This is a genomic window from Sphingomonas sediminicola, from assembly GCF_014489515.1.
In the GTDB taxonomy this organism is placed as follows: Bacteria; Pseudomonadota; Alphaproteobacteria; order Sphingomonadales; family Sphingomonadaceae; genus Sphingomicrobium; species Sphingomicrobium sediminicola.
On sequence record NZ_CP060782.1, the window covers coordinates 1,229,838 to 1,247,314 of the forward strand.

14 protein-coding genes and 1 pseudogene are annotated in these 17,477 nt (G+C 62.9%); 7 read left to right on the forward strand and 8 right to left on the reverse strand.

Going from position 1 to position 17,477, the window contains the following annotated elements; all coding sequences use genetic code 11:
• Positions 1–42: 42 nt before the first annotated feature.
• The 3 genes and pseudogenes from carB to carA form a co-directional block, all read right to left on the reverse strand.
• On the reverse strand, positions 43–3,387 hold the full coding sequence (gene carB, locus H9L14_RS06630) for a carbamoyl-phosphate synthase large subunit (RefSeq protein ID WP_187709686.1): 3,345 nt from the start codon (positions 3,385–3,387) through the stop codon (positions 43–45).
• Entirely contained in the window at positions 3,387–3,593 is a 207-nt protein-coding gene (locus tag H9L14_RS06635) for a hypothetical protein (RefSeq protein ID WP_187709687.1), read from the reverse strand. Before H9L14_RS06635 ends, carB begins: the two co-directional genes overlap by 1 nt.
• Positions 3,594–3,649: 56 nt before the next feature.
• Positions 3,650–4,818 (reverse strand): annotated as a pseudogene (gene carA, locus H9L14_RS06640) (glutamine-hydrolyzing carbamoyl-phosphate synthase small subunit).
• Between the two features lie 145 nt (positions 4,819–4,963).
• Between carA and H9L14_RS06645 the strand changes: the two are divergent.
• On the forward strand, positions 4,964–5,416 hold the full coding sequence (locus H9L14_RS06645; RefSeq protein ID WP_187709688.1) for a GatB/YqeY domain-containing protein: 453 nt from the start codon (positions 4,964–4,966) through the stop codon (positions 5,414–5,416).
• A gap of 52 nt (positions 5,417–5,468) precedes the next feature.
• On the opposite strand, the gene H9L14_RS06650 is transcribed toward H9L14_RS06645, so the two are convergent.
• Positions 5,469–5,846 (reverse strand): hypothetical protein, encoded by a 378-nt coding sequence (locus tag H9L14_RS06650; protein WP_187709689.1) that lies wholly within the window; start codon positions 5,844–5,846, stop codon positions 5,469–5,471.
• A 232-nt stretch (positions 5,847–6,078) separates the two neighbouring features.
• Here H9L14_RS06650 and dnaG point away from each other — a divergent pair, with 232 nt between their 5' ends.
• Together dnaG and rpoD are read left to right on the forward strand one after the other, a co-directional pair.
• Positions 6,079–7,935: a DNA primase gene (gene dnaG, locus H9L14_RS06655; protein ID WP_187709690.1), complete on the forward strand. Its 1,857-nt coding sequence runs from the start codon at positions 6,079–6,081 to the stop codon at positions 7,933–7,935.
• Positions 7,936–7,947: 12 nt separating this feature from the next.
• The gene (gene rpoD, locus H9L14_RS06660; RefSeq protein ID WP_187709691.1) at positions 7,948–9,999 is read left to right on the forward strand and encodes an RNA polymerase sigma factor RpoD; all 2,052 of its coding nucleotides are present in this window, start codon (positions 7,948–7,950) and stop codon (positions 9,997–9,999) included.
• Positions 10,000–10,002: 3 nt separating this feature from the next.
• Here rpoD and H9L14_RS06665 read toward each other — a convergent pair whose 3' ends face one another.
• Both H9L14_RS06665 and H9L14_RS06670 read right to left on the reverse strand, forming a co-directional pair.
• Positions 10,003–11,670: an ATP-binding protein gene (locus H9L14_RS06665; protein ID WP_222949947.1), complete on the reverse strand. Its 1,668-nt coding sequence runs from the start codon at positions 11,668–11,670 to the stop codon at positions 10,003–10,005.
• Complete coding sequence (locus H9L14_RS06670) at positions 11,667–13,121, reverse strand: ATPase domain-containing protein (protein WP_187709891.1); 1,455 nt, start codon at positions 13,119–13,121, stop codon at positions 11,667–11,669. The genes H9L14_RS06665 and H9L14_RS06670 overlap by 4 nt, the downstream gene beginning before the upstream one ends.
• Before the next feature lie 430 nt (positions 13,122–13,551).
• On the opposite strand from H9L14_RS06670, the gene H9L14_RS06675 reads away from it, so the two are divergent.
• Together H9L14_RS06675 and H9L14_RS06680 are read left to right on the forward strand one after the other, a co-directional pair.
• Positions 13,552–14,199 (forward strand): hypothetical protein, encoded by a 648-nt coding sequence (locus H9L14_RS06675; protein WP_187709692.1) that lies wholly within the window; start codon positions 13,552–13,554, stop codon positions 14,197–14,199.
• 122 nt (positions 14,200–14,321) lie between these two features.
• Positions 14,322–14,675, forward strand: a complete 354-nt coding sequence (locus H9L14_RS06680; RefSeq protein ID WP_187709693.1) for a hypothetical protein — start codon at positions 14,322–14,324, stop codon at positions 14,673–14,675.
• A 244-nt stretch (positions 14,676–14,919) separates the two neighbouring features.
• Here H9L14_RS06680 and H9L14_RS06685 read toward each other — a convergent pair whose 3' ends face one another.
• Positions 14,920–15,435: a GNAT family N-acetyltransferase gene (locus H9L14_RS06685; RefSeq protein ID WP_187709694.1), complete on the reverse strand. Its 516-nt coding sequence runs from the start codon at positions 15,433–15,435 to the stop codon at positions 14,920–14,922.
• A gap of 223 nt (positions 15,436–15,658) precedes the next feature.
• A complete protein-coding gene (locus H9L14_RS06690; RefSeq protein ID WP_187709695.1) occupies positions 15,659–16,111 on the reverse strand; it encodes a pyridoxamine 5'-phosphate oxidase family protein in 453 nt (150 codons plus the stop codon).
• A gap of 264 nt (positions 16,112–16,375) precedes the next feature.
• On the opposite strand from H9L14_RS06690, the gene H9L14_RS06695 reads away from it, so the two are divergent.
• Together H9L14_RS06695 and H9L14_RS06700 are read left to right on the forward strand one after the other, a co-directional pair.
• The gene (locus tag H9L14_RS06695) at positions 16,376–16,702 is read left to right on the forward strand and encodes a PspC domain-containing protein (RefSeq protein WP_187709696.1); all 327 of its coding nucleotides are present in this window, start codon (positions 16,376–16,378) and stop codon (positions 16,700–16,702) included.
• Positions 16,703–16,804: 102 nt separating this feature from the next.
• Positions 16,805–17,476 (forward strand): DUF6975 family protein, encoded by a 672-nt coding sequence (locus H9L14_RS06700; protein WP_246444530.1) that lies wholly within the window; start codon positions 16,805–16,807, stop codon positions 17,474–17,476.
• Position 17,477 lies beyond the last annotated feature (1 nt).

Here is a 17,477-nt window from a genome sequence, read left to right on the forward strand (position 1 = left end):
GACCAGGGTTCGCGAAGCTTCAGGCGGATTGTATGGTGAATTTCAGCTTTCGGAGGCGGAATAATAGGATTGGAGGGAGCGGACTTCAAGCGCATGTCCTCTCAGCGCTTCGATTGCCCGTGCCGTAGCCAGGCTCCCTGCCGCCGTCGTGAAGTATGGCACTTTCCTGATAAGCGCCGTCGAACGGATCGAATGGCTGTCCTTCAGCGACTGCCAACCCTCGGTCGTGTTGAAGACAATCTGGACCTCACCATCCATCAGCTTGTCGACGATGTGCGGACGTCCCTGGGCAACCTTGTTCACTCGTTCGATCGGTAGGCCTTTGCCCGCCAGATGATCGGCAGTGCCGCCCGTAGCGATGATCGAATAACCGAGTTCAATCATCTTCTCGACGGCAGGAATGATATTGTCCTTGTCGGCGTCTTTTACCGATACGAAAACCGTTCCCTTGTTCGGAAGGCTGATGCCTGCGGCGATCAAGGCCTTGCCGAAAGCAAGGTCGAATTCCCTGTCAATTCCCATGACTTCGCCAGTGCTCTTCATTTCCGGTCCGAGAACGGGATCGGAACCCGGGAACCGGGCGAAGGGGAAGACGGACTCTTTTACTGCGACATGGTCGATGGCGCGGTCAATGCCGCCTAGGTCGGCCAGCTTCTCACCGGCCATGACCCGTGCTGCAAGCTTGGCAACGGGACGTCCGATCGCCTTGGCGACGAACGGCACCGTACGGCTGGCACGCGGATTGACTTCGATAAGGTAGACCTGGTCCTCCCTCACTGCGAACTGGACATTCATCAGCCCGCGGACGTCGAGCGCCAGGGCAAGTTCCTTTGCCTGCCGTTCGATTTCCGTCACCACCTCATCTGAAAGGCTGTGTGGCGGGATGGAGCAGGCGCTGTCGCCCGAGTGCACACCGGCTTCTTCGATGTGCTGTAGAATTCCGCAAACCGCGACGTCGGTTCCGTCGCAGATGGCATCAACGTCCACCTCGATCGCATCTCGAAGGTAACGGTCAATGAGGACAGGGCTCGATCCCGACACAGCCACGGCGGTCGCAATGTAGTGATCGAGCTGCTCCGGCCCGTCGACCACCTCCATGCCCCTGCCGCCGAGCACGTACGATGGCCTAAGGAGCACCGGATACCCAATGCGCGAAGCGACCTGGATTGCCTCTTCCCGGCTTCGCGCAAGCCCGTTTTCAGGCTGCTTGAGGCCCAGTTTGTCGACGAGCTGGGCAAAGCGCTCCCTGTCTTCCGCCAGATCAATCGAATCCGGCTTGGTGCCTAGGATCGGGATGCCCGCCGCACCCAGGTTCGCCGCCAGCTTCAACGGGGTCTGGCCACCCAGCTGGACGATGACGCCCAGCAATTCCCCCTTCTCCACCTCGCGGTGCAGGATCTCGAGCACATCCTCCGCTGTCAGAGGCTCGAAATAGAGTCGATCCGACGTGTCAGGGTCGGTCGACACCGTCTCCGGGTTGCAGTTGACCATGATGGTCTCGAACCCCGCCCCATCACGCCCGAGCGCAAACGCCGCGTGGCAGCAGCAATAATCGAACTCGATGCCCTGCCCAATGCGGTTTGGTCCGCCGCCAAGGATGGCGACCTTCTTACGATCGCTGATCTCCGCTTCGTCCTCGGGCTCACCGAACAGCGGAGCCTCATAGGTCGAGTAGAGATATGGCGTCGCCGCATCGAACTCCGCGGCGCAGCTGTCGATCCGCTTGAACACTGGCCTGACGCCGAGCTTGTGCCGATGATCCCGCACTTCCGTCTCGGTAACGCCACCCGTCATGTGCTTCAGCGCGTCGTGCATGATGCCCGAACCGCCGGCGATCATCTCGCTCATCTCGCGCTCAACGTGCGCCGACCGGAGCGCCAGCTGTGCAAGGCGCGCATCCGAGAAACCCATCGCTTTCAGCCGCCGCATCTCCGCCGGGTCCTGCGGCAGGCCGTCGCGCCGGACTTGCGCCTCCGCGTCCACAATCTCCTGCAAGCGCTGGAGGAACCAGGGATCGAACCCAGCAATCTGGGCGATCCGCTCGACTGTGAAGCCCTGACGGAGAGCTTCGGCAGCCACCAGTAGACGGTCCGGAGTCGCCTTCGCCAGCGCATTCTCGATCACCACCGGGTCGGCGCCGTCGTACTGCATTACCCGATCGAGACCGGTGAGGCCCGTCTCCAGCCCGCGAAGCGCCTTCTGGAGGCTCTCCGCGAACGAACGGCCAATGGCCATCACTTCGCCGACCGACTTCATTGACGTGCTTAGCAGCGCCGGAGAACCTGCGAATTTCTCGAAAGCAAAGCGCGGGATCTTGGTCACGACATAATCGATGGTCGGTTCGAAGCTCGCGGGCGTTGCGCCGCCCGTGATGTCGTTGGCGATCTCGTCGAGCGTGTACCCAACGGCCAGCTTCGCCGCGACCTTGGCAATCGGGAAGCCGGTAGCCTTGGACGCGAGCGCCGAGGACCGCGAAACGCGCGGGTTCATCTCGATCACGACCATGCGACCAGTCTTCGGATCGACTGCGAACTGGACGTTAGAACCGCCTGTTTCGACGCCGATTTCCCGAAGGACGGCAATCGAAGCAGAGCGCATCCGCTGATATTCCTTGTCGGTCAGCGTCAGCGCCGGAGCGACAGTGATGGAATCGCCGGTGTGAACGCCCATAGGATCGATATTCTCGATCGAGCAGATGATGATGGCATTGTCGGCGCGGTCGCGGACGACCTCCATTTCAAACTCTTTCCAGCCGAGCACCGATTCCTCGATCAGCACCTCGGTGGTCGGGCTGGCCTCCAAGCCGCCCCTAACGATCGCCTCGAATTCCTCGCGGTTGTAGGCGATGCCCCCGCCCGTCCCGCCAAGTGTGAAGCTCGGGCGGATGATCGCCGGCAGCCCGACGCTTTCGAGCGCCGCCCAGCCGTCGTCCATGCTGTGCGCGATTGCCGAGCGCGGGCTTTCCAGCCCGATCTTGTCCATCGCCTCACGGAACTTGAGCCGGTCTTCGGCCTTCTCAATCGCCTCGGCATTGGCTCCGATCAGCTCAACCCCAAGCCGTTCCAGCGTGCCGTCCTTCGCGAGCGATAGCGCCGTATTCAGCGCTGTCTGACCACCCATCGTCGGGAGGATGGCGTCAGGCTTCTCCTTCTCGATGATCTTGGTGACGAACTCTGGCGTGATCGGCTCGATGTAGGTCGCGTCCGCAAGCTCCGGATCGGTCATGATCGTCGCCGGGTTCGAATTGACGACGATGACCCGGTAGCCCTCTTCTTTCAGGGCCTTGACCGCCTGGCTTCCCGAATAATCGAACTCGGCGGCCTGGCCAATGACGATCGGGCCGGCGCCGATGATCAGGATGGAGGATATGTCGGTGCGTTTTGGCATCAGCTCGCTGGATAATTGATGGCGTTGACGAAGACGGTCTTGAGCCCGTTTTTCCGCGCCCATTTGGCAACGCAGGCGCGCTCCTCGGGTGAGGAATCCGGACGGAACAGAAAGATGAGGCGCTTCTCGCTCTCATCCTGGAACAGCTCTCCCACGGCGAGACCACAATTCTGGCCGACGTCGTTGAGTTCGGCCTGGGTGTGCATGCGGGCAGTGACACAGGCGGGTAAAGCAAGAGCAGTGCAAACGAGAGCCGCCATCCTCACTTCATGGCCCCGACGAACTTCTTGAACAGGTAGAAACTGTCCTGCGGCCCCGGGCTTGCCTCTGGGTGATATTGCACGCTGAACACCGGGCGGTCCTTCAGTTCAATTCCGCAATTGCTGTTGTCGAACAGCGAGACGTGCGTCTCGCGCACATTGTCCGGCAGGCCTTCACGCTCGACTGCGAACCCGTGGTTCATGCTGGTGATCTCGACCTGACCGTCCTCGAGCCGCTTCACCGGATGGTTCGCGCCGCGGTGGCCCTGAAACATCTTGCTGGTCTTGCCGCCGACCGCGAGCGCAAGCATCTGGTGACCAAGACAGATACCGAACAGCGGCTTGCCGGTTTCCAGCATCTTGCGGATCACCGGCACCGCATATTCGCCCGTCGCCGCCGGATCGCCAGGCCCGTTCGACAAGAAGAAGCCGTCCGGATTGTGCGACATGACCTCGTTGAATGACGCACTCGCCGGTACCACCGTAACCCGCGCGCCGGCCTCGACCAGGTTGCGGAAAATGTTGCGTTTGGAGCCATAGTCGACGGCGACAACGTGCGGACGCTCGTCATCGTCCCCACCCATTTCATAGCCCTCGCCCCAGACCCACTTGCCGCCGGTCCAGCGCTCGACCTGAAGCCGACTGACGTCCTTCGCCAGATCCATGCCTTCCAGACCCGGCCAATCCGCCGCCATCTTCTGAAGCCGCTCCAGGTCGAACTCGCCAGTAGCGTTGTACGCGATCGTGACCGTGGGCGGCCCCTCTTCACGGACGAGCTTCGTCAGCGCCCGTGTATCGACTCCGGAAATGCCGATCCGGCCCCACTTCCGCATCCAGTCGGAAAAACCCTGGTTCGCCCGGTAATTGCTCGGCTCGGTGACCACCTCGCGCACCAGGCAGCCGAGCGCGTGCGCTTCCCCTGCCTCGACGTCCTCGTCGTTGGCGCCGACATTGCCGATGTGCGGGAAGGTGAAGGCGATGACCTGCTTCGCGTAGGAAGGATCGGTCATCACTTCCTGGTAGCCGGTCATGGCGGTGTTGAAGCATAGCTCGCCGACGGCTTCGCCCTCGACCCGAAGCCCTTGCCCCACACGACCCGGCCATCGGCGAAGACCACGACTCCCGTCGCGCCTTTCGGTTGAGGCGCGGACAAGGGTCGAGCGTCGGCCATGGGCGGGAAAGCCTTCCGTCAAAGAGTTTGCAGCGATGTCGCTAAGACACTGCCGCTAGGCCCCAGCGGACTTGAGGTCAACGCTGTAAAATCGCGAATTTCCGCGTTACGGGCTGTCCTTTCCACCAAAGGGCACAGGGCGAGCATGATTCGCGACGAAATCAAGGCGGCATTGGTCACGGCGATGAAAGGTGGCGACAAGGCCGCGACGGGCACGATCCGCCTCATCCAGTCGGCTATCAAGAACCGCGACATCGAGCTTCGGACTTCCACTGCCACCACGGACGACGACCTGGTCGTCACCGACGTGCTCCAGAAAATGATCAAGCAGCGCCGCGAATCCGCAGACCTCTACCGCAAAGGCAACCGCGAGGAGCTCGCCGCGACCGAAGAGGCCGAAATCGCGGTTATCGAGCGCTTCCTGCCCAAGCAGATGAGCGACGAGGAAGCGAGCGCGGCGATCCAGACGATCATCGCCGAGACCGGCGCCTCGGGCATGAAGGACATGGGGAAGGTCATGAGCGAGGTGAAATCGCGTCTCGCCGGCCAGATCGATCCGGCGCGGGCCAGCGCAATGGTCAGGACTGCACTGGTCTGACGAAGAAGGCCCCGCCGCGGTAAGCGGCGGAGCCTCTCAAAATGTTCGAAGATTATCTTGCGGTTGCGGCAGTTCCGCTTGCGGCGGCGCTGCCGGTTAGGCCCATCACCCCTTCCATGACGAGTTCATACATCAGCATGGCAAGTGCGGTGGCGGCTGCGCCGGCGATACCCATTTGGAGATTGCCCATCACGGCACTGAGTTGGGCGCCGATGGCCGGGATCGTCGAAAGCGCCGTGCCTATGATCGGCAGTGCGACGACCGCCACCATGGCAAGCACCAATCTTTCCCTGGGCATCGAGAGTCCGGCGATCAGGCCGAGGACGACAAGTATCAACGCAACATTCAACCCACCCATGGCGACAAATCCAGCCACGATCGCGAGGACGATGTAGATTGCGCGGGCAAGCCCGCCGACCTTGTTCATCATGGTAACCCCTCCAATTCGTTCCGCGCAGCGGCTCCCCACCGCTGCACTTCGGAACAAAGAAGAGATTAACCCTATTTCCGCTCATTCCGCAGGAGAAATAATCCCGTCGATTCCGTCCCTTGCGGGCATGGTCAAATCTTCACCTGCAAAATCGGCCCACCTCATCTGTGGATAAATCGCCTTCATGCGCTTGCCGCGCGCCGAGTCGGATGCGAGAAAATCCGGTCGCCCAATGAGCTTAAGTCCCGCCTTCCTCGACGAGCTTCGTGCCCGGACCTTGCTGTCGGCGGTTATCTCGCCGTCGGTGAAGCTGATCCGCGCTGGCCGCGAATGGAAAGCCTGCTGCCCCTTCCACAATGAGAAGACGCCCAGCTTCACGATCAACGACGAAAAGGGCTTCTATCACTGCTTCGGATGCGGCGCGCATGGCGACGCGATCCGCTTCCTGACCGATGCGCGGGGCTTGCCCTTCATGGATGCGGTGAAGGAGCTTGCGGGCAAGGCCGGGCTCGAAGTCCCTGCCCCCGACCCACAAGCACGCGAACGATCCGAGCGCACCTCAACGCTGACTGACGTCATGGCGTCGTGCCAGAAATGGTTCGCCGAGCAACTCGCCGGGATCGAAGGCGCAGAGGCCCGCGAATATTTGAAAAACCGCGGCATCGGCCCAGCAACCGTCGCCCGCTTCGGCATCGGTCTAGCGCCTGAGGGACGAAACAAGCTCAAGACCGGACTATCGAGCCTCGGCGAGGACAAGCTCGTCGAGACGGGCATGCTCGTCAAGAATGACGAGGGCGAGACCTACGACCGCTTCCGCGGCCGGATCATGATCCCGATCCGCGACGCCCGTGGTCGGGTGATCGCATTTGGCGGCCGCATCCTGGGCGCCGGCGAGCCCAAGTACCTCAACTCCCCCGACACACCGCTCTTCGACAAGGGCCGCACCCTCTACAACCTTGATCTCGCCAGCCCGGCGACCCGTTCGGCGAAGCGCCTGATCGTCGTCGAGGGCTACATGGACGTGATCGCCCTCGACCGAGCCGGCATCGCCGAGGCCGTGGCGCCCAACGGCACCGCCGTCACCGAGCACCAGCTCGAGCGGATGTGGCGGCTCGATCCGAACCCGATCCTCTGCTTCGATGGCGACAGCGCAGGCCAGAAGGCCGCCATCCGCGCAGCAACCCGCGCCCTTCCCCACCTCGGCCCTGAACGGACCCTGCGGTTCGTCGAGCTTCCGGCGGGCCAGGACCCGGACGACGTCGTCAACAACGGCGGCCGCGAGGCATTGGAAGCCCTGTTTGCCGAACCCGAGCCGCTGGTCGACCGCCTCTGGCGCCACGAGCTCCAGGCGCAGCCGCTGACGACGCCCGAGGCCCGAGCCGGTCTCCGCCAGCGCCTGATCGAGCATTCTCAGGCGATCGGCGACCAGGCGCTTGCCCGCCTCTACCGCGAAGAGTGGCTTCGGCGATTCCACGATGAGGTCACACCCGCCCGCCCGCAATTCCAGCCGCGCCGCGAGTTTCAGTCCAGATATTCTGGCCAGCCAAACCAGCGCGGCGCGCGCTGGGTACCGCCCAAGCCTCCCGCGGGCCCTGCCGTACGCGCCATTGCAGCGACTGGCATCGACCGAACCATGGCCCGCGCCCTGGTCCTCGGTTTTGTTAATTTTCCGGAGGCGCTGGAGCATCATTGCGAGCAACTGGCCTCCCTTCCGATCGGCGAGGCGACCCTCGCACGGATACGCGACCGGCTGGTCGATGCAGCCGTTTCCGGCGAAATGCTTGATCGGGAGGCACTTGCTACCATATTGCGCGACAGTGGAGCGGCGGCCGACCTCGAGAAAGCGCGCCGAACCGGAACAATGGCTTTTTCCTTCACCCGCAGCGACACGGATCCAGACCGGGCCGTACGCGACCTCGGGACCGCGATCGATGCGTTGATGGCGGACGGGGAGATAGGTGCGGCCCTGAAAGCCGCGACCGAGCGTTTGAAGGAAGGCGAAGAGGATGCGTTCGAGGAGCAGCGTCGGCTGCACTCGAAACGTGAGGAAATCAAGGAGCGGCTGGCGTCTCTCGCCGGCAGTGACTAAGCGGCGGCACACATGGCGAAAAACGAAGCAGTAGAAACCGAGACCCAGGACAGCGGCGATGCACCGCTGATCGATCTCAACGACGCGTCGATCAAGAAGATGATCGCCCGTGCGAAGAAGCGCGGGTTCATCACCATCGACGAGCTGAACGAAGCTTTGCCCCAGGACCAGATGTCCTCGGAGCAGATCGAGGATATCATGTCCGCGATCAACGACATGGGCATCAACGTCGTCGAGAATGAGGAAGCCTCGGACGACGAAGAGGACAAGCAGGAAGAGGACACGACCGAAGACGAGGTCGATCCCCTCGACGACGGCGGCCCGCGCCCTGCCGCCGCGACTAAGAAGGAACCTACCGACCGCACCGACGACCCCGTCCGCATGTACCTTCGCGAGATGGGTGCAGTGGAACTCCTCTCCCGTGAGGGCGAGATTGCCATCGCCAAGCGCATCGAGGCGGGCCGCGACATCATGATCTGGGGCCTTTGCGAAAGCCCCATGACCTTCAACGCCATCATTGATTGGTCGAACGCCCTCAACGAGGGCCGCATGCAGCTGCGCGAGATTATGGATCTCGAAGCCATGCTGTCGAAGGGCCCGACCGCCGAGCAGATCGCGCAAAGCGAGGAAGGCGATGAAGGCGGAGCCGAGGGCGAAATAAGCGAGAAGACCGCCGGCCCGTCCATCAAGGAAGAGGACGAGGTCGCCGATGAGCCCGAGGCCGGGACCAACGAAGACGACGAGGACATGGTCGACCGCCGCACCAAGCCGCAGGTCGAAGAGGAAGACGACGAAAACGCCCTGTCGCTCGCCCAGATGGAGGAGCAGCTCAAGCCACAGGCGCTGGAGAAGTTCGCGACCATCACCTCGCTCTTCAAGAAGTTCTCGAAGCTCCAGGCCGCGCGCCTTGATGCGCTTCAGAGCGGCTCGGAATTCCCGCCCGCCGATGAGAAGAAGTACCAAAAGCTCCGCGAGCAGCTTACCGCCGAGGTCGAGAGCGTCCAGTTCCACAACGCGAAGATCGAGTTCCTCGTCGAGCAGCTCTACAGCTACAACCGCCGCCTAATGGCACTGGGCGGACAGATGCTGCGCCTTGCCGAGCGGCATCGCGTGCCGCGCCGCGCTTTCCTCGACAGCTATACGGGCAATGAGCTCGACGACAGCTGGCTCGACCGCGCCGCCGGAATCGACAAGAAGTTCGCGGCCTTCGCAACCGCCGAGCGCGAAAGCGCCGAGCGTATCCGCACCGACATCAGCGAAATCGCGCAGGCCGTCGGCACCTCGCTCCCCGAATACCGCCGCATCGTGAACATGGTGCAGAAGGGCGAGCGCGAGGCCCGCATCGCGAAGAAGGAGATGGTCGAGGCCAACCTCCGCCTCGTGATTTCCATCGCCAAGAAGTACACGAACCGCGGCCTGCAGTTCCTGGACCTCATCCAGGAAGGCAACATTGGCCTGATGAAGGCGGTCGACAAGTTCGAGTACCGCCGCGGCTACAAATTCTCGACCTACGCCACCTGGTGGATCCGGCAGGCGATCACCCGCTCGATCGCCGACCAGGCGCGGACCATCCGCATCCCGGTCCACATGATCGAGACGATCAACAAGCTCGTCCGCACGGGCCGCCAGTTCCTGCACGAGACCGGCCGCGAAGCGACACCGGAGGAACTCGCCGAACGCCTTTCGATGCCGCTCGAAAAGGTCCGCAAGGTGATGAAGATCGCCAAGGAGCCGATCAGCCTCGAAACGCCGATCGGCGACGAGGAAGACAGCCACCTCGGCGATTTCATCGAGGACAAGAACGCCGTCATCCCGGTGGACGCGGCGATCCAGTCGAACCTCAAGGAAACGGTGACGCGAGTCCTCGCATCACTCACCCCACGCGAAGAGCGCGTGCTGCGCATGCGTTTCGGCATCGGCATGAACACCGATCACACGCTGGAGGAAGTCGGGCAGCAGTTCAGCGTGACCCGCGAACGTATCCGTCAGATCGAGGCGAAGGCGCTGCGCAAGCTGAAGCATCCAAGCCGCTCGCGGAAGATGCGGAGCTTCCTGGACCAGTAGCCGCTAGGCGCCTGTCTTGGCGCGCGTCGGAAACCGAACGACCTTCTCGTCTCCGGCGGTAAGGTTTGCCAGCGCGGCCGCAATCTCGGCTTGGCCAAAGGGCTTCGCCAGCCGCGGCAGGTTCAGGGCGTCGCCGCTTACACCCGTGTAACCGGTGATGATCAGGACTGGGACCGATGGACGCGTCTCGCCGATTTGCTGCGCAAGCTGGGCTCCATCCATCCGCGGCATTTTGTAGTCAGTAATCACGACGTCGACTTCCAGACCCTGACGGAGTTGCTCCAAGGCTTCGACGCCGCTTCCAACGTCGGTCACCCTGTGGCCGAGCTCACGAACCATTTCCGCCGTTGCAAACCGGACGAGATCCTCGTCGTCGACGAGGAGTACCGACAGCTTGCGCTGGCTGGGTCGCGACGTGCCGGCGGAGGGAATATCCGTCTCGGAGGCCTGCTCGGCCGCGATCGGGAAGTAGAGATCGACGGACGTCCCCTCGCCCAGTTCGCTGGAGATGGAAAATCCACCACCCAGCTGGGCGGCAAGACCATGAACCATCGACAAGCCGAGCCCGGTCCCTCGTCCAACCTCCTTGGTAGAATAGAACGGCTCGATCGCGCGGGCGAGCGTGTCGCCGGACATGCCGCAACCGTCGTCGATGACCGACAGCCGAACATAATCGCCTGGCGCCAGCATGGGGACTTCGCCTGCGCGCACAGACTCCTGTCGAAGAGCGATCGTAAGATGGCCGCCGTCGGGCATGGCGTCACGCGCGTTCACGCAAAGGTTCAGGATCGCGAGTTCGAGCTGGTTCGGGTCGACGACGGCGCCCGGAAGCTCAGCCTCATGCTCGAAACGAATTTCAATGGTCGGACCGATTGAGCTCGCAATAAGGTCGCGCATTCCCGTGATCAGACGAACGATGTCCACCGCCTCGGTCTGCAGCGTCTGACGCCGCGCAAAGCCAAGCAACCGTTGAACAAGCGTCTTGGCCCGGTCCGCCGCTTTCAGCGCATTGCCAAGAAGCCTCGCCGAGCGAGGGTCCGTATCGCCATATTGCTTGTGAAGAATATCGAGGGCGCCGGTGATCGGAGTGAGCAGATTGTTGAAGTCGTGCGCCACTCCGCCCGTCAACTGGCCCAAGGTTTCCAGCTTCTGCACTTCATGCAGCTGGGCCACGGCCGCTTCATGCTCGGCCGTGCGTTCCTCGACCCGGCGCTCCAAATCCTTGGCCAGGTCATTGAGCTCCTTGAGCCTTGCACGCGCTTCATATTGCCTGCGCCGCCCCCTGAGTGCGGACTGGGCCAGGCTGACCAGAGTCGTCGGGTGGAACGGCCGCTCCAGGAACGTGGCGTTGCCCAGCAACTCCAGATAGCGGGCGGCCGACGGGTTTCGCTCGAGCCCGCCACCGCGCCGCGTCAACAGGACGAACGGAAAGTCGGACCATTCCTCCTGACCCGCGATCCAGTCAGACAGGCCATGAAGAGGCGAACCAGCCAACGCCTCCTCCGTTACGATTGCGAAACCGGCGCCGGCATCCAGATTGGCGATCAGTTCGCCGAGGTCGCCGACGATCTGGCTTCGCAATCGAGCCTCGTGCAGCATCGCGGCCGCTACCGCAGCATCACGCCCCTGCGGAGCCAGTATCAGAGCTCGTTCCGAGAGGTGTGGAATCATACTGTAGCGGGCTCGAGCAACGATTCCCCTTTGCCGACGAGCTCAGGGACGCCGCGAAGCACGCCCTGGAAGTTCATCAGTGGCTCACCCAGTGTGATTCCCTCGCTGCCGATGCGATATTCGCGGATCGTATCTTCGTGGGCGCTCGTGCGCTTCTTGATTACCGAGATGGCGCGCCGAACCCGCCCGCGCGCTTCGAAATAGCGAAGCAGGATGACCGTGTCGGCGAGGTAGGTCACATCGACCGGCGACTTCATGTCGCCGACCAGCCCATGCTGGGCCACGGTCAGGAATGTCGAGGCGCCCTTGCGGTTCAGATACTGGAGCAGCTCGTGCATGTGCAGGATGAGCGACTGCTCCTCCGGCATCGCCGCCTGGTATCCGTTGAGGCTGTCGATGACGACGGTTCGCGCGCCGCTGTCTTCGACGCAGTACCGAACGCGCTCGGAAAGCTCGCCCGGCGTCAACTCCGCCGCATCCACCTGCTCGATCAACAGCCGCTCGCTGTCGACCATTGCCTGAAGGTCGATCCCGAGCCCTTTGGCGCGTTCGAACAACAGCCCGAGTTCCTCGTCGAACACGAACATCGCGGCCCGCTCGCCGCGGCTCAACGCGCCGACGACGAAATTGAGCGCCAGCAGGGACTTCCCGGTGCCGGCCGGGCCCAGGATCAGCGTGCTGGAGCCGCGCTCCACGCCGCCGCCCAGCAGCGCATTCAGCTCCGCGGACCTGCTCGGGACAACCTCGCGCTTGAATGGCCGGCGATGCTCCGACGACACCAGCCGTGGGAACACGCGCACCCCGCCGGTGTCGATGACGAAGTCGTGATTGCCGCCGCGATACCTTTGTCCGCGATACTTGATGACGCGAAGCCGGCGGCGTTCCGCTCCATATTCGGGCGAGAGCTCCTCCAGGCGGATGACGCCATGCGCGACGCTGTGCATCGTGCGGTCGTTGGCCTCGCTCGAAAGGTCGTCGAGCATCAGCACGGTCGCGCCGCTTCGGGCGAAATAATGCTTCAGCGCCAGGATCTGGCGGCGATACCGAAGCGAGGATTGCGCCAGCAGGCGAATCTCCGACAGGCTGTCGAGAACCACCCGCTTCGGCTTCACATTCTCGAACGATTCGAAAATGCGCTTGGTCGTCTCACCAAGTTCCAGGTCGGAGGAATAAAGCAGGCTCTGCTGCTGGTCCTCGTCGAGCAGGCTCTCAGGCGGCACCAGCTCGAAGATGTCGATGCCCTCCAGCGACCACCCGTGCGACGCGGCGCTGGCGCGAAGCTCGTCCTCCGTTTCGGACAAAGTGATGTAGAGCGCGCTTTCCCCGGCGGCGGCGCCGGCCATGAGGAATTGCGTGGCAATCGTCGTCTTGCCCGTGCCCGGGCTTCCTTCCAGCAGGAACAAGCGGCCTCGGGAAAGGCCTCCCGCGGTGATATCGTCCAGTCCCTGCACGCCCAATTGGGCTTTCTGCTCGGCCTCCGCCAAGTGACGTCTCCAATTCTCGTTTCGGGATCAACCCTTTGACCACATACAACCCCCACACCCGCAATTCGTTTCGCCGGGCGCACGATCGAGCAGATGATGTCACGCGGGTCGACACGGCGCTTAAGAAAGCCGTGACGCGCATGCTGGCGTCCCCAACTCCCCGCGAAGAACGCGCGCTCCGCATGCGTGCTCGCGGCGCGGCTTAGGAAATCAACCGCCATTCTGCTCGCCCGAGCGACTTTCACTCGCGGTTCAACTTCGCTCGGGCTAGTGGCGTTCTTCGCGACGCTGAAACCAAGACCAGATCCTGTCCACCTATCGCCTCCGCTCCGCGTATGACGAGACGCCGCTTCGACGCCGCGCGTCCGGAATCGCGCTCGCGGTCGCGATCAACGTGGTGCTCATCATCGTATTGCTGGGGATCGGCGCCCTGCGCTCTGGCCCGCCACTGAAGCCATCCGACGCACTGATCGTGAACCTCGTGCCCGAATCGAGCGGAGCGTCGAGCAAAGCCGAGAAGGCGGAGAGGCCGAAACCCACGGCGCAAATCACCCCGCCCCGTCCCCGCCTACCCCACGTCCTTCCGATCAAGCCCCCCATCCCCGATGAACGCCCACTCGACCTCATTCCAATGACCAAGGAAGAACTGGCGGCGGCGGAAATCACTCGGCTTCCGAAGGCCGTGGGCTCCGGATCGGGCTCGGGCGGTGCCGGCGATTCGCGGACGGTCGGCCGTGGCCCGAACGGCGAAGTACTCTACGCCGCCGAATGGGCTCGCGAACCGACCTCCGCCGAGCTTCGCGGTTACCTCCCCCGCAACGCTCCGGATGGTTACGGCCTGATCGCCTGCAGAACCCTTCCGCAGAACCGTGTCGATGACTGCATCGAGCTGGGCCAGTCGCCGCGCGGCTCTCACCTGGCGAGCGCGGTCCGGCAGGCCGCCTGGCAGTTCCGGGTAAGGCCGCCCCGCAAGAATGGGAAGGAGCTGATCGGCGAGTGGGTGCAGATCCGCATCGACTACGAAACGACCATCATCCAGCAGTGATTCAGCCTTCGTTTCGCTGGCGTTCACATAGGACGGGCCGACGCGAGCGAGCCGTCAGGCCGTGCAACGCTTCGGGACTCAGGTCCGTTCTCACCGTCAAGATCCGAAGGAGGGATCAGATAATGAGAACATATGTCCTGATGTCCGCCCTGGCCCTCGGCGCCGCAGGAATGGTCGCCGCCGTCCCCGCCGATGCACAGCAGCGCCATCACGGCGGCTCCTCCTGGCGCACCATCGGCTACAAGACCGTCAGCGGGGGCGTCGACACCGACCGGATTTCCGTCCAGGGCCATGCCCTTTATCGCCAGGTTCGCCTGTGCGTCTTCAACGCACCGATCGTCATGCGCGACTTCGACGTCCGCTTCGAGAATGGCGGGCATCAGGACGTCCGCGTCCGCCAGCGCATCGGCGCTGGCGCCTGCACTCGCAACATCGACCTCGCCGGCAACCGCGGGACATCGAGACCGTGCGCCTGAAATATTCGCCGATCCGCCGCGGCTGGACCCGTCCTCTCGTCCGCGTCCAGGCCCGATAAGCCAGTCGAAATATGAGGATTTCGGTAACCAATTGCTTTGGTACCAGCTTAAGCGGTGACCGGTAAATAAGGTCCTCAGCAGCGTTGCCCCGGCGTTTTTTGGAGCGGCTCTGCCGGAACGACTAGAGAAGCCCTGCCCCACCCTTCGCCTTCCCCAGAGGGCAGGGCTTCCACCTCCTCCCAGATCAGATATTCGGCGGCTCGCTCGACCCTTCCCCGAGCGCGATCTGCATGTAGACGCTGTCGAGCCAACGCCCATGCTTCCAGCCAACCGCATGCAGCCTGCCGACTTCACGGAAGCCGCAGCCAGCATGAAGCCGGATCGATGCCGGCTCCGCTCCGCCGATCACCGCGGCCATCTGCCGGAAGCCAAAAGCCTCCGCCCTCCGCAGAAGCTCCTGCAGCAGCCCTTTTCCAATTCCACGGCCCTGCCAATCCGGATGGACATAAATGCTGTCCTCGCAAGTCCAGGCATATGCCGCCCGGTCGCGAAATTGCGTGACGTAGGCATAGGCGACGACGGACCCACCCTCATCGGCGACAATGAACGGCCAGCTCGCACCGATGATGCGGCGGATCTTCGCACTAGTCTCGTCTACTGATGGAGCACCAATGTCGTACGATGCTGTGCCATGAGCAACGTGGTGCGCATAGATTGCGGCGATCGCTTCTGCGTCTTCCTCTGTCACATCGCGGATCATGGCGGCGGTTGGTTGCACCGCATCCTGACTTCATCAACGTGAGGAATTGACCAAGCCGTTAACCGTCATCCTTCGGACAGGCTTAAGGCTGGAAGAGTAAATATCGAATTCTGTCCTGATAACGCTCCTCCCCTTGCGAGGTCAGGACCAGTGGACACAGCGTCAGGGAAGCCCTGCCCGACCCTTCGCCTTCCCCAGAGGCAGGGCTTCCACTCTCCCCAGATCAGGCAGTGGCCCGCTCCTTCAGCGCGATCTCACCGGAATCATAACCATCCCAATAGTGCAGACGCTCCGCGACAACCTTGATGAGCGTAAGACCTCGGGTGTCGATGCCCTGCTTGAACCAGGCGTCGAGGTCCTTCGTCCAATGCTCGGCGAACTCCGCTTTGTCCTGGATCAGCTCTGCCCGGCCTTCGACAGTGATAAAGAAGGGCTTCATCCCAAGCATTCCGGACTTCGCCTGGTAAGTCAGCCCGACATTCGGATCGCGGCGAATGTCGCTTACCGTCCGTGAGTCTTCACAGGTGAAAAAGAAGCTGTCGCCGTCATAATCGACCTGGCGGTTATTGCTCATCGGCCGACCCGCGACCGCGCCGCCGTCCGTGCGGGTCGAAAGCACCGCGAAATCGATGTCGCGCATTTTCTCGGAAATGTCGGTCAGGCTTAGGTCGGCCATATCCATGCTCCTGTCTGTTTGTTGACGGTCAAACGCAGGAATGGCGGCAGACGGTCCGGCTTACGGCAGAAAGCCCGTAGGCCCCGCACCAAGGTTCGTGGATTTTCCCAACATTGGGGCTGCAGCCCGTGACGAGGACGTCCTCAGTTGCTCATCATTCTAATGAAAATCCCGTTAAACGGCCATTTTCCAGCTCTGGCATGCGCCTTGCTTATTCCAGTGCATCAAGAAAGGCCGATGGCCACACGCAATAAGGAAAGTTCGATGCACGACACTCAGTACGCCGCCAACGAAGTCGACAATTCCGAGCCGGGCCAGCCTGAGCGTCTGTTCGGGATCTGCCAGGCGGTCGGCGATCATCTGGGTTTCAACCCGATCTTCCTTCGCATCGGCCTGATCGGCCTACTCTTTTTCGGTCCTGCCCTGATGATCGGCGCCTATGTCGGCCTCGGCCTCATCGTCGGCGTGTCCCACCTTGTCTTCCCGAAGCCCCAGTATGCCGAAGCGACGGTCGAGGATGCCGGAATCGTCGAACTGCCGGCGCACGTCGAGTTCCATTCTCAGCCCGAGCGGGAGCTGATCGCCGCCTGACCGGTCCTTTCCGCCAATCTAACGCCGCATAAACCTCCTCTTTACGCCCTTGGGCTAGGGTCCACGGACTAGGGCTTTCGCTCCGCGTGATGAGGGAACAGAATGGCGATCAATCGGTCCGTCGGCCGTTCAGCGGTCAGCGTAGCCGAAGCGCACCTCGCGCGCGTCGCCGCGGATGGATCGTCACGCCATCGCTATCTGAATGCCCTTCTCGAAGGTTCCGGCACGAACACGGCGCGCGACATCGCCGATTCAGTGCACTTGCTCTGTGGTTTGCATGGCAGCCCACCCAGTCTCGTCGAACTCGCGCACCAAATTGCCGAAGCAGGGCCGGCCCGCGACTGGCTAGCCCGCGCCGCCGAAGGTTTCGAGCGTGAACGCCTGTTCCTTGTCCGGCTGACCTCCGCGGTCGGGCCGCTGCCGAGCACCCCTGGCGCCGCCGAGACCGAAGCGGCCATGAACGCTCAACGCAATGCGCTGGAGATCCTCGCAACTTCCGAGCGCCGTGGATGCGCACTTGGTGCTGCCGCTGCGCTAGTCGGCGATTGGTGGCCCATCCGCCGCCTGCTGGATCGTGCCGCTGCTCGAGCCGGCGTCGATTCCCCGGCGCCCGCGCTGCCGGACGAAGCATCGGTCGTGGCGGTGATCGAAGCTGCCTCCGACACGATGGCCAGCGAGCGAGCGCTTGGATTCGGCGGCGAGCAGCTTCTGCTCCAGCACCGCGGCCTGTTCGACCTGCTCGAGGCCCGCGCCGAAGCCCGCGGCGATTATTAAG